Genomic DNA, 14,618 nt, shown 5'->3' with positions numbered 1-14,618 from the left:
ACGCTCAGCCGACGTGGATCCGGGGGCGCCGCTCCGGGTCCGGCTCGGCACGGCGCAGCACCTCACGCGTGACCGGGGCGACCTCGCCGTCCCCGAACACCAGGAAGCGCAGCAGGTGGCTGAACGGGGCGCCCTCGGTCCAGTTGAAGTAGGCGTGCGGCACCCGGCCGGTGCGGTCGCGCAGCTCCATCAGGACCGCCGCGATGGTGTTGGGCACGGTCGCGCCCGCGACGCGCAGCCTGCGGATGCCGTGCTTCTCGTCGCCGTGGACGGTCAGATCGGCGGTGAAGTCCGAGGAGTCGGTGACGAAGACCTCCAGGAAGAGCACCGGCCGCCCGTCCGGGATGTGCGTCTGCTCCCGCTGGCTGGACTCCTTCGCGCGGTACTCCCCGCTGGTGTGCTCCTGCGGCTCGTTGGCGATCAGCAGCAGCGGCCCGCTCGCTGCGGCCTCGTCGATCAACCGGGCGGCCGCCTCGTCGAAGGTGACCGTCGCCGCCCGGAGTTCGAACGCGCGGTGGACGCGCGAGGCGAACGAGGTGACAAGGATCGCCACGATGAAGATCAACGCGATCTTGATGCCGTCGGGCCGCTCGATCACATTGGTGACCAGCGTGTACGCGAGGACGGCGGTGATCGTGCCGAAGCCGAGCGCGGCGGCCCGGTGACCGCGCCGGTGCACGGCGACCGTCGAGGCGAACGCAGCGGAGAGCATCAGCACCAGCACCCCGGTCGCATACGCGCCGCTCTGGTCGTCGACGTTCGCGTGGAACCACAGCGTGATCAGGACCGCGGCCGCCATGAAGACCAGCACGAGGGGCCGGACGGCGCGGGTCCACTCGGGGGCCATGCCGTAGCGCGGCAGATAGCGCGGCACCAGGTTGAGCAGCCCGGCCATCGCGGAGGCGCCCGCGAACCACAGGATCGCGATCGTCGAGATGTCGTACACCGTGCCGAAGGCCCCGCCCAGGTGCTCGTGCGCGAGATAGGCGAGCGCGCGCCCGTTGGCCGGGCCGCCGCTCTTGAAGGCGTCCTGCGGGATCAGGATCGTCGTCGCCAGGCTGGAGAGCAGCAGCAGACAGCTCATGATCACGGCGGCCGTGGTGAGCAGTTTGCGGGTGTCGCGCACCCTGCCGGCCGGATCCGCGTAGGTGTCCGTCGGGTCGCCCTTGACCTGCGGCATCACCGCCACGCCCGTCTCGAAGCCGGACATACCGAGTGCCAGTTTCGGGAAGACGAGCAGCGCCACCCCGATCATCGCGAGCGGCGAGGAGCGCTCGGTGGTCATCGCGTGCGTCCAGTCGCCGATCCGCACCGGGTGGCTGAGCACCTCCCAGGCCGAGACCGCGATCACGACGACGTTGAGCGCGAGGTACGTGGCCACCAGCGCGACCGCGATGCCGATGGCCTCCTTGAAGCCCTTCAGGAACACGGCGCCGAGCGCGGCGACCAGGAGCAGCGTGATCCAGGTGTTGCCGCCCTCCGTCCAGTGCGGGGCGAAGGGGTTCTCCACGACGTGGGCCGCGGCGTCCGCCGCCGACAGCGTCATCGTGATCAGGAAGTCGGTGGCCGCGAAGCCGAGGAGCACGAGGACCAGGACCTTCCCCGCCCACCACGGCAGCAGCCGCTCCAGCATGGCGATCGAGCCCTCGCCGTGCGGGCTCTCGTGGGCCACGCGGCGGTACACCGGGAGTGCGCCGAACAGGGTCAGCGCGATCAGCACGAGCGTGGCGAGCGGCGACAGGAGTCCGGCCGCGAGCGCGGCGATCCCGGGCTGATAGCCGAGGGTGGAGAAGTAGTCCACGCCGGTCAGGCACATCACCCGCCACCAGGCGTGGCCCTCGTGCCCGTCGTCCCGGGTGGCGTGTGGGCCCGGGTGGCGGGCCGCGCGCTCGCTCAGGCCCTCCAGGAGCCAGGCCCGGCAGCGGGCCGCGGCGGTGGAGGGCCGCGAATGGGCGGGCTCTGCGGCGTCCGGGCTCTCCACCTGGGTGCCGGTCATGCGGTGCTCTCCTTGCGATCGTCGGACGGTCGGACAACGACGAGCGAGTATCCACTACGGGGTGATGTGCCCGGATGTCGGGGGCGAACGCCTGGACACGCCCATGCAGGTGACCGGGAGGCGGCCACACGCGCGTGGCGTTCGAGCGTTCGTGACGAGCGCCACGCGCGCGTGGCAATGGGCATTGCGGCACCGGCCCACCTGCGGAGCCCGGGCGGATGCCGCATACGCTGGCGTGATGCAGGACGAGTACCGCACAGTCGCCCGCGCGGGCGTGCACGAGACCGAGGTCAACCGCTCCCGTTTCCTGTGCGCGCTCGCCCCGGCCGCCACCGAGGAAGAGGCGCAGGACTTCATCGCGGGCGTCCGCAAGGAGCACGCCGCCGCCACCCACAACTGCTACGCGTACGTCATCGGCGCCGACGCCACGATCCAGAAGGCGAGCGACGACGGCGAACCGGGCGGCACCGCGGGCGTCCCCATGCTCCAGATGCTGCTGCGCCGCGACATGCGGTACGTCGTCGCCGTCGTCACCCGCTACTACGGCGGGGTGAAGCTGGGGGCGGGCGGGCTCATCAGGGCGTACGGGGGCGCCGTCGGCGAGGCCCTGGACGCGCTCGGCACCCTCACCCGCCGCCGTTTCCGGCTCGCCACGGTCACGGTCGACCACCAGCGCGCGGGCAAGGTGCAGAACGACCTGCGGGCCACCGGGCGCGAGGTGCGGGACGTGCGCTACGGCGAGCACGTCACCATCGAGGTGGGGCTGCCGGACGCCGACGTCGAGGCGTTCCGGGCGTGGCTCGCCGATGTGACGGCGGGTACGGCCCGGTTGGAGCTCGGTGGAGAGGCGTACGGGGACGCGGACTCAGGACGGTGACGGTTCCGCTGTGAGCTTCCTCTCCGGAATGGACCGTCAAATTACTGGTGCATGCGGAACAGGTGCGTGGCAGGGTGAAGGGCGTGAGGCCGCCCACGTCGGCACACGCCCTTCACTCGGAGAGCAGCATGTCCCTTGCCGAGCCAGTTGTCCAAGCGGCCGCGCAGGGATGCGCGGAGGCGACCGCACAACGTCCGTTTCGCCACGACCTCGGTCCGGTCGAGGGGCGTGGGGCCGTCGACAGCGTGCGGGACGCCGACGTCCCGGTTGCGGACGCCCGGGACGGCCCAGCAGGGCGGCGAATCCCTCCGCGCTGTGCTGCATTCCTGAGCCGTGTGATGTGTTCCTCCGATTCTTCCCGGGCCGTCGCGAGCCGGGACCGCCAGTCGATCACGACTCAAGGGGGCCAGGTGTCCGTCACCCTTTCCACCACGTCGCTGTCCTCAGCCGACCGAACGGAACTCTGGCACGAAGCAGTGTCACAGGCCTTCATTCCGCTCGATGTTCATCTCCTGGAGAAAGATCCGTCGCCAGGAAGAATCGTCAGTCACCAATTGGGTGCAGTGCAGGTGTCGCACGTCCAGGCCGGGCCGCAAACGGTGACGCGCAGCAGGCGTCTGATAGCCCGGGACGACAAAGAATTCCTCATCCTCACGTTTCAACGCACAGGTACGGCGATCAAGGAGCAGGATGGGAGGCAGGCCCTGATAGGGCCGGGCGAATTCTCCATCTCCGACTCGTCCCGATCGTTCCGAAAGAACGTGCAAAGTGAATTCCGTTTCACCTCGTTCCAGTTCCCTCGCAAGGATCTTCGCGTACGGGACGAGGACGTGCAGGCGCTGACTGCGACAGCATTCTCGGGGCGAGCGGGCAGTGCCGCACTGGTGGCGACCTATTTCGGGCGCATAGCACGTGAAGCAGCGAGCTTCGACGACTTCTTCGGTCGTCAGCTCGTCACCGTCGGGCTCGACCTGCTCGCGCTGTTCATCAACGAGCGGCGCGGTCACTTCACTGCCAAGGCCCAGGAAACCACCGCAGTCACGATCGTGCGAGTGAAGGACCACATCCTGCGCAACCTCTCCGACCCCGACCTGTCACCAACCACGATCGCCGCTGCGCATTACATGTCGGTTCGGTACCTGCACAAGTTGTTCCAGTCGGAGGGAACCACCGTCGGGGAGTGGATCCGGATGCAGCGGCTGGAGCGGTGCCGTCGGGATCTTCTGCGGTCCCCGGCCCGCGGGGGCGGGGTGGCGGGCACCGCCCGACGTTGGGGTTTCGTGAGCCCCAGCCATTTCAGTCGTGCTTTCCGCGCGGCTTACGGTGTGACGCCTCGCGAATGGCAGGTTCTCGGCCTGTCAGGTGAACGACGCACGGCTGCCGGAGTGTGAGGCGTCCTTTTGGCGGGGCAGGGTGAGGCGGCTCCACCCGACAGGCCGACGAATCGCCACAAGTTGTTGGGGTGGTTCCCGACGCGCGCCACGGCCCTCGAAGCAAGGGACACTCGGCGCCGGTGGCACATGGTCTTCAGGTGCTGGCCTTCACCGCATCGGGGCCACCTTGTTCCCGCACTTCACCGGGGAGGTGTTCCTCAGCTTCCTGGAACTGTCCTGCACCTTCCTCGCCGAGGTGCACTCCGGGGACACCCTGTACCCCGCTCTCACCATCACCGGACTGGAGCCCCAGGGCGACAACGGCATCCTGGTCACGGCAGCCACCATCCACAACCAGCGAGGCGAACTCGTGCTGTCGGGACAGCACAAGCATCTGCTCCGGCGCCAGTAGGCAAGATGCGGGTGCACACCGAGGTCCGTGATGGATCAGGTGCCGACAGGCGTTAGCGTGGTCGGTGCTGACAAGGCGGACCGTGGTGGTCCGGTGCTGGTTCCGGGGGGCGGAGTGAGGGAAGACATGCGGGTCGGAGTGGCGTCTTGAGGATTCTGCACACTTCCGACTGGCATCTGGGCCGGGCGTTCCACCGCGTGAGCATGCTCGACGCCCAGGCCGCGTTCATCGCCCACCTCGTCGCCACGGTGCGCGAGCGCGGTGTGGACGCGGTCGTGGTGTCGGGAGACGTGTACGACCGGGCGGTGCCGCCGCTCGCCGCGGTGGAGCTGTTCGACGACGCCCTGCACCGCCTCGCCGACCTCGGCGTGCCCACGGTGATGATCTCCGGGAACCACGACTCGGCGCGCCGCCTGGGCGTCGGCGCCGGCCTCATCGGCCGCGCGGGCATCCATCTGCGGACGGAGCCCGCGGCCTGCGGAACCCCGGTCGTGCTGGGAGACGCGCACGGGGACGTGGCCTTCTACGGCCTGCCGTATCTCGAACCGGCCCTGGTCAAGGACGAGTTCGCGGTCGAGAAGGCGGGCCATGAGGCGGTGCTCGCGGCAGCCATGGACCGGGTCCGCGCCGACCTCGCCACGCGCGCCCCCGGCACCCGCTCCGTCGTCCTCGCCCACGCCTTCGTCACCGGAGGCGAACCCAGCGACAGCGAGCGGGACATCACGGTCGGCGGGGTCGCCGCGGTACCGGCCGGTGTCTTCGACGGCGTGGACTACGTGGCGCTGGGCCATCTGCACGGCAGCCAGACCATCACCGAACGGGTGCGCTACTCGGGCTCCCCGCTGCCGTACTCCTTCTCGGAGGCCGCCCACCGCAAGAGCATGTGGCTCGTCGACATCGGCGCCGACGGCTCGGTCGCGGCGGAGCGCGTCGACTGCCCGGTGCCGCGCCCCCTCGCCCGACTCCGCGGGCACCTGGAGGACCTGCTCGCGGACCCGGAGCTGGCGCGGCACGAGGAGGCGTGGGTGGAGGCCACGCTCACCGACCCGGTGCGGCCCGCCGAGCCCATGGCCCGGCTGACCGAGCGCTTCCCGCACACCCTCAGCCTCGTCTTCGACCCCGAGCGCGCCCCCGAGGAGTCCGGCGTGTCGTACGCGCACAGGCTGGCGGGCCGCTCCGACCAGCAGATCGCGGAGGACTTCGTCGCCCATGTCCGCGGGGCGGGGCCCGACGCACGCGAACGGGCCGTGCTGCGGGAGGCGTTCGACGCGGTGCGCGCCGACCAGGCGGTCCAGGAGGGCGCCCGGTGACCTCGCACACGCGTGGAACGGAGGGGGCCCGGTGAGGCTGCACCGACTCGACATCACCGCCTTCGGCCCGTTCGGCGGCACCCAGAAGGTCGACTTCGACGCCCTGTCGGCGGCCGGGCTCTTCCTGCTGCACGGGCCGACCGGCGCAGGCAAGACATCCGTCCTGGACGCCGTGTGCTACGCCCTGTACGGAGCCGTGCCCGGCGCCCGGCAGAGCGGTCAGGGCACGACCCTGCGCAGCGACCACGCCGCGCCGGGGACGCGTACCGAGGTCCGCCTCGAACTCACGGTCGCCCGACGGCGGCTGGAGATCACCCGACAGCCGCCCTGGGAGCGTGCGAAGAAGCGCGGCAGCGGTACCACCACCGACAAGGCCCAGACCTGGCTGCGCGAGTACGACAGTGCCGCCCGCGCCTGGAAGGACCTCAGCCGCTCCCACCAGGAGATCGGCGAGGAGATCACCCAGCTGCTCGGCATGAGCCGCGAGCAGTTCTGCCAGGTCGTGCTGTTGCCCCAGGGCGACTTCGCCCGCTTCCTGCGCGCCGACGCCGAGGCTCGCGGCAAACTGCTCGGTCGCCTCTTCGACACGCACCGCTTCGCCGAGGCCGAAAAGCGCCTCGCGGAGCGGCGCCGGACCACGGAGGCCGAAGTACGGAACGGGGACGCGGAGTTGCTTGCCGATGCCCACCGTATGCAGCAGGCGGCCGGTGACTCCCTGCCCCTGCCGGACCTCGCCCCGGGCGACCCCGGGCTCGCCGAAGCCGTCCTGGGCTGGGCCGCCGTGGCCCGTAGCACGGCCCGTGAGCGGCTGGCCGTCGCTCGGTGCGCGCGCACCGCGGCCGAGTCGGCGCGGGCCGCCGCCGTGCGCGCCCTGGAGGACGTACGCGAACTGGCGCGGCTGCAGCGCAGGTTCGCCGAGGCCCGGGAGCGCGCGGCCCTCCTGGAGCAGCGGGCCGACGCCCATCGGGAGGCACAGGCGCGCATGGAACGCGCCCGCAAGGCCGAGGCCGTGGCGCCCGCCCTGGACCTGCGCGAGTCCGCCGAGGCCGAGCACCGGCGCGCCGCCGACGCCGAGGCACGCGTGCGTGCCCGCCTCCCGGAGACCTACGCGGACGCCGGGGCGGCGGGGCTCGCCTCAGCGGCCCGTCGGGCGGCCGAGGAGCTGGGCGGTCTTCAATCCGCCCGCCGCGCCGAGCGGCGACTGGGCGAACTCCTCGCCGAGCGGGCCGAGATGGACCGGCAGGAGCGCGACGACGAAGAGGTCCTGCAGGACGCCGAGGGCTGGCTCGCCGAGTGGGAGGAGACGCGGGCGGCCCTGCAGGAACGGATCGACTCCGCCCAGGAGGCCGCCACCCGCGCCGAGCAACTCGCGGTACAGCGCGAACCGGCCCGGAAGCGGCTGAAGGCGGCCCGTGAGCGCGACCGGCTCGCCCAGGACACCGAAGCGGCCCAGGCCCGCGCCCTCGCCTCCCGCGAGCGTGCGCTGAAGGCCCACGAACGCTGGCTCGACCTCAAGGAACAGCGGCTGAAGGGCATCGCCGCGGAACTGGCCGCAGGGCTCGTCGACGGCGAACCCTGCGCCGTCTGCGGAGCCACCGACCACCCCGCGCCCGCCCGGAAGGCCGCCGGACATGTCGACCGGGAGGCGGAGGAGCGGGCGCTCGCCGCTCACCGGCGCGCCGAGGAGGAGCGAGCCGAGGACGAACGGCGACTCGCCTCCGTACGCGAGGCGCTGGCCGCAGCGATCGCCGAGGCGGGCGACGCACCGACCGGGGAACTCGCCGCGCAGGCGGACGAGCTGGAACGGCTCCACAGTGCCGCACGCGCGGGCGCCTCGCGACTGCACCCAGCGCAGGAGGAGCTGCGGCGGGCCGAGCAGGAGCGGGAGCGGCGCAGCGCGGCCCGGCAGGAAGCCGCCCTGCGTGTGGCGGCACGTGTCTCCCGCCGGGAGGGGCTGGAGCGTGAACGGGCGGCGCTTGAGGAGGAGTTGGGCCGGGCGCGCGGCGACGCCGTGAGCGTGGCCGCGCGCGCCGCGCAACTGGAGCGCCGGGCCGCCCTCCTGACCGAGGCCGCCGACGCCGCCCGCGCCGCCGAGGACAGCGCGCAGCGCCTCAAGGAGGCCGACGCACGCCTGGCCGACGCGGCCTTCCGTGCCGGCTTCGACACCCCGGGGGCCGCTGCCTCCGCCCTCCTCGACGACACCGCCCACCGCGAGCTGCAGCGACGCCTGGACGCCTGGCAGCAGGAGGAGGCCGCCGTCCGCGCGATGCTCGCCGAGGCAGGCACCGCCGCGGCGGCCCAGCAGCCGCCGGCCGACCTCCCCGGCGCGGAACAGGCCGCCGAGGCCGCGGCCCGCCGGCTGCAGGCGGCGGTCTCCGCCGAGGACGAGGCGGCCCGCCGCTGCGCCGAACTCGACCGGCTGTCCGCGCGCGCCACCGCGTCCGTACGGCGCCTCGCCCCGCTGCGCGACGAGTACGACCGGGTGGCCCGGCTGGCGTCCCTCGCCGCCGGCACCTCCGCCGAGAACGAACGCAGGATGCGCCTGGAGTCGTACGTGCTCGCCGCCCGCCTCGAACAGGTGGCGGCCGCCGCGACCGTCCGTCTGCAGCGCATGTCCTCGGGCCGCTACACCCTCGTCCACTCCGACGACCGGTCCGGACGCGGCCGCAGCGGGCTCGGGCTGCACGTCGTCGACGCGTGGACCGGACGGGAGCGCGACACCGCGACCCTGTCCGGCGGGGAGACGTTCTTCGCCTCCCTCGCCCTCGCCCTCGGCCTCGCGGACGTCGTCACCGACGAGGCGGGCGGGGTGCGCCTGGACACGCTGTTCATCGACGAGGGGTTCGGCAGCCTGGACGACCAGACCCTCGACGAGGTCCTCGACGTGCTCGACTCGCTGCGGGAGCGGGACCGCAGCGTGGGCATCGTCAGCCATGTCGCGGACCTGCGACGGCGTATCCACGCGCAGCTGGAGGTCGTCAAGGGCCGGACCGGGTCGCTCGTACGGCAGCGGGGAGTCGGCTGAGCGCGGTCAGTGGCCGAGGGGACGGCGGGGGAGCGGCGAGGAGTACACGACGCTCGTCGTCACCGAGCCCAGCGCGCCGATCCTGCCCGACACCTCCTCCAGGTGGCGCATCGAGCGCGCCGCGACCTTGATGACGAAGCAGTCGTCGCCGGTGACGTGGTGCGCCTCCAGGATCTCGGGTGTCGCGGCCACGAGGTCGCGGAAGGGCTTGTAGTTGCCGTTCGGATAGCGCAGCCGGACGAACGCCAGGATCGGCAGGCCCAGCCGCTCCTGGTCGACGACCGCCGCGTACCCCTGGATGACACCGGCCTCCTCCAGCCGCCGCACCCGTTCGGTGACCGCGCTCGCGGACATGGAGACGGCACGGGCCAGCTCGGCGTAGGTGGCGCGGCCGTCGCGCTGGAGGACATCGAGGATGCGCCAGTCGGTGGCGTCCGGGGAATACGCGGTCATTCCTGAAGGAAAGCAGGGGAATCCCCGGCCGATCAAGACGTACGCCGTTGATCGACCGTTCAGAGAAGTGATCGGCGGCCATAGGTTTCTGGTCAGTGAACTCCACCAGGGAAAGGTCACCCCCGTGAGCATCAGCACGACCGCCGAGAACCCCGTCCTGCGCGTGCCCCCGGCCGCCCCGGCCATCGCCGCCGCCCACTTCCGGGCGAGCCTGGCCTTCCACGCCGACGTGTCCGACGTCGCCGCCGCGCTCGCCGCCGGGGACCCCGGGTTCGTCCTCCTCGACTCGCGCTCCACCGCTGCCTGGGACCAGGGCCACATCCCCGGCGCGGTCCACCTGCCCACCGCGCTCATCCCCGAACAGGCCGGGCAACTCCTCGACAGGTCCGTTCCGGTGGTCACCTACTGCTGGGGCCCGGGCTGCAACGGCGCGACCCGCGCCGCCCTCGCCCTGGCCGAACTGGGCTTCCAGGTCAAGGAGATGCTGGGCGGCTTCGAGTACTGGGTGCGCGAGGGCTTCGCCTACGAGACCTGGCAGGGCCCCGAGCAGCGCACCGCCGACCCGCTGACGGCTCCCGCCCAGGACGCGGACTGCGGCTGCTGAGCGGGGCGAGCCACGGCTGGCGCGCGGGAAATCCGAGTGCGGGCGCCGTCCGCCGTTCCGCATCATGGCCACCGTGCCCCGACTCCCGCATCCCACGCCCGAAGAGCTCCGCCGCGACCCGCTGCCCCTGCGCGGCCGCACCGCCCTCGTCACCGGCGCCGGCCGGCGCGCCGGCATCGGGTACGCGGTGGCCCGGAGGCTGGCGGCGTACGGCGCCGGCGTCTATCTGCATCACCATGTGCCGCACGACGCGGAGATGCCCTGGGGCGCCGACCATGTCGAGGACGTCGTCGCCGGGGTGCGCGCGGTACTCGGCGACCCGGACGCGGCGGTGGCGGACGGCCCCATGGACCTGTCCGATCCGGCGGCCCCCGCCGAACTGATCGCGCGGGCCGCCGAAGCGCTGGGCGGACGGATCGACATCCTCGTCGCCAACCACGCGCTCAGCGGCAGCGACGGCACACTCGACACGATCGACGCCGCCATGCTGGACGCCCACTGGGCCGTGGACACCCGCTCGGTGCTCCTCCTGGTGCAGGCGTACGCCCGGCTGCGCAGCGGGCTGCCGCCGGGCACCGAGGGCGGGCGGGTGGTGATGATGACCTCGGGGCAGGACCTCGGGAACGGCATGCCCGGCGAGATCGCGTACGCGCTGCAGAAGGGAGCCCTCGCCTCGATCACGCGCTCGCTGTCCACGGCCCTCGCCGAGCACGCCGTCACCGTCAACACGGTCAACCCCGGTCCCGTGGACACGGACTACCTGACCGGTGACGCGTACGAGGCCGTCGCCGCGGCGTTCCCGTCCGGACGCTGGGGCATGCCCGATGATCCGGCCCGGCTCATCGCCTGGCTCGCCACGGACGAGGCGGCCTGGATCACCGGCCAGGTGATCGCCTCGGAGGGCGGCTTCCGCCGCTGACGGCCGGACTCCGGTGGAGGTCCGGCCGTCCACGGGCGATCAGAGGCGGGACAGTTCGTCCACCAGGTCGTCCAGGCCCAGTGAGCCCTGCGAGAGCGCCGCCATGTGCCAGGCCTTCGCGTCGAACGCGTCGCCATGGCGCTCCCGGGCCTTCTCGCGGCCCAGCAGCCAGGCCCGCTCGCCCAGCTTGTAGCCGATCGCCTGACCCGGCATCGACAGGTAGCGGGTCAGCTCGCTCTCCACGAAGTCCGCAGGCCGGCTGCTGTGGGAGCCGAAGAACTCCTGCGCCAGCTCCGGCGTCCAGCGCTCGCCCGGGTGGAACGGCGAGTCCGACGGGATCCGAAGCTCCAGGTGCATGCCGATGTCGATGATCACCCGCACGGCCCGCATCATCTGGGCGTCCAGGTAGCCGAGGCGCCGCTCCGGGTCCGTGAGGAAGCCCAGCTCGTCCATGAGACGTTCCGCGTACAGGGCCCAGCCCTCGGCGTTGGCGCTGACGCCGCCCACCGTGGCCTGGTAGCGCGAGAGGTTCTCCGCCACGTGCACCCACTGGGCGAGCTGGAGGTGGTGCCCGGGGACGCCCTCGTGGTACCAGGTCGAGACCAGGTCGTAGACCGGGAAGCGGGTCTGCCCCATGGTCGGCAGCCAGGTCCGGCCCGGGCGGGAGAAGTCGGCGGACGGGGCCGTGTAGTAAGGGGCCGCCGCGCTGCCGGGCGGCGCGATGCACGACTCCACCTTCCGCACCGGCTCCGCGAGTTCGAAGTGCGTGCCGTCCAGCGCCTCGATCGCCTCGTCCATCAGGCCCTGCAGCCATGCGCGGACCTCGTCGACGCCCTCGATGTGGGTGCCGTGCTCGTCGAGGTGCGCGAGCGCCACCCACGGGGTGGCGGCCCCGGGCAGGACCTTCTCGGCCTCCTTCTTCATCTCGCCGAGGATGCGGTGGTACTCCGACCAGCCGTACGCGTATGCCTCGTCGAGGTCCAGGTCCGCACCGTTGTAGTAGCGCACGAAGCGGGCGTAGCGCTCACGGCCGACCGTGTCCGGCGCGCCCTGGACCGTCGGCGCGTACACGTCGCGCATCCAGTCCCGCAGCTCGACGACGGCCGCGGTCGCCGTCCGGGCGGCCGCGTCCAGTTCCGTACGCAACGCCTCGGGACCCTGCGCGGCGAAGTCCTCGAACCAGCCGCGGCCCCGGCCGTCCGTGTCCGACCACGCGGTGAGCTGCTGGACGAACGTCGCGGTCGGACGGGGCCCGCCGTACAGCTTGCGGTCCAGACCGAGGGCGAGGGACTCACGGTAGCCGCGCAGGGCGGCCGGCACGGCGCGCAGCCGCTCGGCAATCGCCGCCCAGTCCTCCTCCGTCTCGGTGGGCGTGATCGTGAAGGCCTCGCGCACCAAGTGCACCGGGCTGTGGATGTTGCTCACCGCCCTGAGCCCTTCGTCGGCCTCGTGCACGGCGAGTTCGGCGGTGAGCCGCTCGCGCAGCAGGCGCCCGCACCGACGCTCGATGTCACTGTCCGCGCCTGGTCGGCGCTCGGCCTCGTCGAGCCGGGCGAGGGTCTCCCGCGCCAGCGTGGCGAGCGCCTCCTGGCCCGCCGGCGAGGTGTCGGGCAGTCTGCTCGAACTCTCCTTCACACCGAGGTACGTACCGGTGAGCGGGTCGAGGGCGACGAGGTCGTCGACGTAGGCGTCGGCGACCTCCCGGGGCAGAGGGCTTCTGGTCGTGTCAGACATGCGGACAATCCTCATACGGCCGCGTGGCGCGCGTCACGCGGATTCCGCCCTCGGCTTATCCCCGCCCAGCGAGTTTCGGCACGATTCACGCAGAGCCCTGCCCGGGAGGCAGCAGCGGGCCGCAGTCCCACTGCTGGAAGATCAGCCGGGTCTCCACCCGTGCCACTTCCCGCCGTGCCGTGAACTCGTCGAGCACCAGCCGCTGCAGATCCGCCATGTCAGCCACCGCGACATGCACGAGGTAGTCGTCCGGGCCGGTCAGGTGGAAGACCGTCCGGGACTCCGGCAGCGCCCGGATGCGCTCCACGAACGGCCCCACCAACTCCCGCCGGTGCGGTCTGACCTGCACCGACAGCAGCGCTTCGAGGCCGCGCCCCAACTTGGCCGGGTCCAGACGCAGCTGATGGCCGAGGATCACGCCCGAGCGGCGCAGCCGGGTCACCCGGTCCAGACACGTCGAGGGCGCGACCCCGACCTGCGCGGCGAGGTCCCGGTAGGTGGTCCGGGCGTCGTTCTGCAAAAGCCGCAGCAGATGCAGGTCCACCGGGTCCAGTACGACGGATTCGGCCATGCGCCGAACGTAACACGGGTTTCGCCATCGGGACCCCGGCTGGTGTTCAGTCTGCCATCCATGGATTCCCGTACTCACGACACGCGGAGCGGATTCCCCGCCGGTGGTCCGTCCGGCGGCCGGGCGCTCGCCACCGAGGCCGTGCACGCCGGGCGCGAGGACCTCGTCGCCCTGGGGCTGCACGCGCCGCCCCTCGACCTGTCCACCACCTACCCCTCCCCGGACAGCAGGGGCGAGGCCGAGCGCCTCGACGCCTTCGCGGCCGACGGCGCCGAACTGGTGGGCCCACCCGTCTACGGGCGGCTCGGCAACCCGACCGTCGCCCGCTTCGAGACGGCACTCGCCCGGCTGGAGGGCACCGAGAGCGCGGTCGCGTTCGCCAGTGGCATGGCCGCGCTGAGCGCCGTGCTGCTCGCCCGGGGCGCGCTGGGCCTGCGGCATGTCGTCGCCGTACGGCCGCTGTACGGCTGCAGCGACCACCTGCTGACCGCCGGGCTGCTGGGCTCCGAGGTGACCTGGACCGACCCCGCGGGCATCGAGGAGGCGCTGCGTCCCGACACCGGCCTGGTCATGGTCGAGTCCCCGGCCAACCCGACGCTCGCGGAGGTCGATCTGCGGGCGGTCGCGCACGCCTGCGGCTCGGTTCCGCTGCTGGTGGACAACACCTTCGCCACGCCCGTGCTGCAGCGGCCCGCCGAGCAGGGCGCGCGCCTGGTGCTGCACAGCGCCACCAAGTACCTCGGCGGGCACGGCGACGTGATGGGTGGGGTGGTGGCCTGCGACGAGGAACTGGCACGCCGGCTGCGCCAGGTGCGCTTCGCCACCGGCGGCGTGCTGCACCCGCTCGCCGGATACCTGCTGCTGCGCGGTCTGGCGACGCTGCCGGTACGGGTGCGGGCGGCCTCCGCGACCGCCGCCGAACTGGCCCGCCGTCTCGCCGCCGACCCGCGGGTCGCCCGCGTCCACTATCCGCGCATCGGGGGCGCGATGGTCGCCTTCGAGGTGCACGGGGATCCACACGCGGTGATCGCCGGGGTGCGGCTGATCACGCCCGCGGTGAGCCTCGGCAGCGTCGACACCCTCATCCAGCACCCGGCGTCCATCAGCCACCGCATCGTCGACGCCGAGGACCGCCGCGGCGCCGGGGTGAGCGACCGGTTGCTGCGGCTGTCGGTGGGTCTGGAGGACGTCGAGGACCTGTGGGCCGACCTGGAGCAAGCCCTTGGCTCGGAACAGGGCGAGGGCGAGCGGCGCCGGGAGGAGACGGCGAGCCGGTAGCGGGCCGGTGGGGGCTCGGCCCCGGCATGCGGAACGGCCCGGCGGGGTGCGCCGGGCCGTTCCCAG

Annotated in this window: 12 protein-coding genes; 8 read left to right on the top strand and 4 right to left on the bottom strand. The window is 72.5% G+C overall.

What is annotated here, in order from left to right; all coding sequences use genetic code 11:
* Positions 1–4: 4 nt before the first annotated feature.
* Positions 5–1,996 carry an amino acid transporter gene (locus ACFYZJ_RS08570; protein WP_388564312.1) on the bottom strand — a complete coding sequence of 664 codons (1,992 nt, stop codon included), beginning with the start codon at positions 1,994–1,996 and terminating at the stop codon, positions 5–7.
* 238 nt (positions 1,997–2,234) lie between these two features.
* On the opposite strand from ACFYZJ_RS08570, the gene ACFYZJ_RS08565 reads away from it, so the two are divergent.
* The 5 genes from ACFYZJ_RS08565 to ACFYZJ_RS08545 all read left to right on the top strand — a co-directional run bounded on the left by ACFYZJ_RS08565 (position 2,235) and on the right by ACFYZJ_RS08545 (position 8,993).
* On the top strand, positions 2,235–2,873 hold the full coding sequence (locus ACFYZJ_RS08565) for a YigZ family protein (protein WP_388564309.1): 639 nt from the start codon (positions 2,235–2,237) through the stop codon (positions 2,871–2,873).
* 410 nt (positions 2,874–3,283) lie between these two features.
* Positions 3,284–4,264: a helix-turn-helix domain-containing protein gene (locus tag ACFYZJ_RS08560; protein WP_388564306.1), complete on the top strand. Its 981-nt coding sequence runs from the start codon at positions 3,284–3,286 to the stop codon at positions 4,262–4,264.
* 169 nt (positions 4,265–4,433) lie between these two features.
* Positions 4,434–4,658, top strand: coding sequence for a MaoC family dehydratase (locus tag ACFYZJ_RS08555; RefSeq protein WP_388564303.1), 225 nt, complete (start codon positions 4,434–4,436; stop codon positions 4,656–4,658).
* A gap of 146 nt (positions 4,659–4,804) precedes the next feature.
* The gene (locus ACFYZJ_RS08550) at positions 4,805–5,968 is read left to right on the top strand and encodes an exonuclease SbcCD subunit D (RefSeq protein ID WP_388564300.1); all 1,164 of its coding nucleotides are present in this window, start codon (positions 4,805–4,807) and stop codon (positions 5,966–5,968) included.
* A gap of 31 nt (positions 5,969–5,999) precedes the next feature.
* A complete protein-coding gene (locus ACFYZJ_RS08545; protein WP_388564298.1) occupies positions 6,000–8,993 on the top strand; it encodes an AAA family ATPase in 2,994 nt (997 codons plus the stop codon).
* 6 nt (positions 8,994–8,999) lie between these two features.
* Here the strand turns inward: ACFYZJ_RS08545 and ACFYZJ_RS08540 are convergent, their stop codons facing one another.
* Positions 9,000–9,446, bottom strand: coding sequence for an Lrp/AsnC family transcriptional regulator (locus tag ACFYZJ_RS08540; protein WP_388564295.1), 447 nt, complete (start codon positions 9,444–9,446; stop codon positions 9,000–9,002).
* 124 nt (positions 9,447–9,570) lie between these two features.
* Here ACFYZJ_RS08540 and ACFYZJ_RS08535 point away from each other — a divergent pair, with 124 nt between their 5' ends.
* Complete coding sequence (locus ACFYZJ_RS08535) at positions 9,571–10,050, top strand: rhodanese-like domain-containing protein (RefSeq protein WP_388564293.1); 480 nt, start codon at positions 9,571–9,573, stop codon at positions 10,048–10,050.
* Between the two features lie 73 nt (positions 10,051–10,123).
* On the top strand, positions 10,124–10,969 hold the full coding sequence (locus ACFYZJ_RS08530; protein ID WP_388564290.1) for an SDR family oxidoreductase: 846 nt from the start codon (positions 10,124–10,126) through the stop codon (positions 10,967–10,969).
* 39 nt (positions 10,970–11,008) lie between these two features.
* Here ACFYZJ_RS08530 and ACFYZJ_RS08525 read toward each other — a convergent pair whose 3' ends face one another.
* Positions 11,009–12,703 (bottom strand): DUF885 domain-containing protein, encoded by a 1,695-nt coding sequence (locus ACFYZJ_RS08525; protein ID WP_388564287.1) that lies wholly within the window; start codon positions 12,701–12,703, stop codon positions 11,009–11,011.
* An 85-nt stretch (positions 12,704–12,788) separates the two neighbouring features.
* Positions 12,789–13,274, bottom strand: coding sequence for an Lrp/AsnC family transcriptional regulator (locus ACFYZJ_RS08520; protein ID WP_388564284.1), 486 nt, complete (start codon positions 13,272–13,274; stop codon positions 12,789–12,791).
* A gap of 60 nt (positions 13,275–13,334) precedes the next feature.
* Between ACFYZJ_RS08520 and ACFYZJ_RS08515 the strand changes: the two genes are divergently transcribed.
* A complete protein-coding gene (locus tag ACFYZJ_RS08515) occupies positions 13,335–14,552 on the top strand; it encodes a trans-sulfuration enzyme family protein (RefSeq protein WP_388564281.1) in 1,218 nt (405 codons plus the stop codon).
* The last annotated feature ends 66 nt before the right edge of the window (positions 14,553–14,618 follow it).

The organism is Streptomyces sp. NPDC001848 (assembly GCF_042891915.1).
GTDB lineage: Bacteria > Actinomycetota > Actinomycetes > Streptomycetales > Streptomycetaceae > Streptomyces.
The sequence above is the reverse complement of the archived record's forward strand: the minus strand, read 5'-3'. Positions and strand labels throughout refer to the sequence as shown.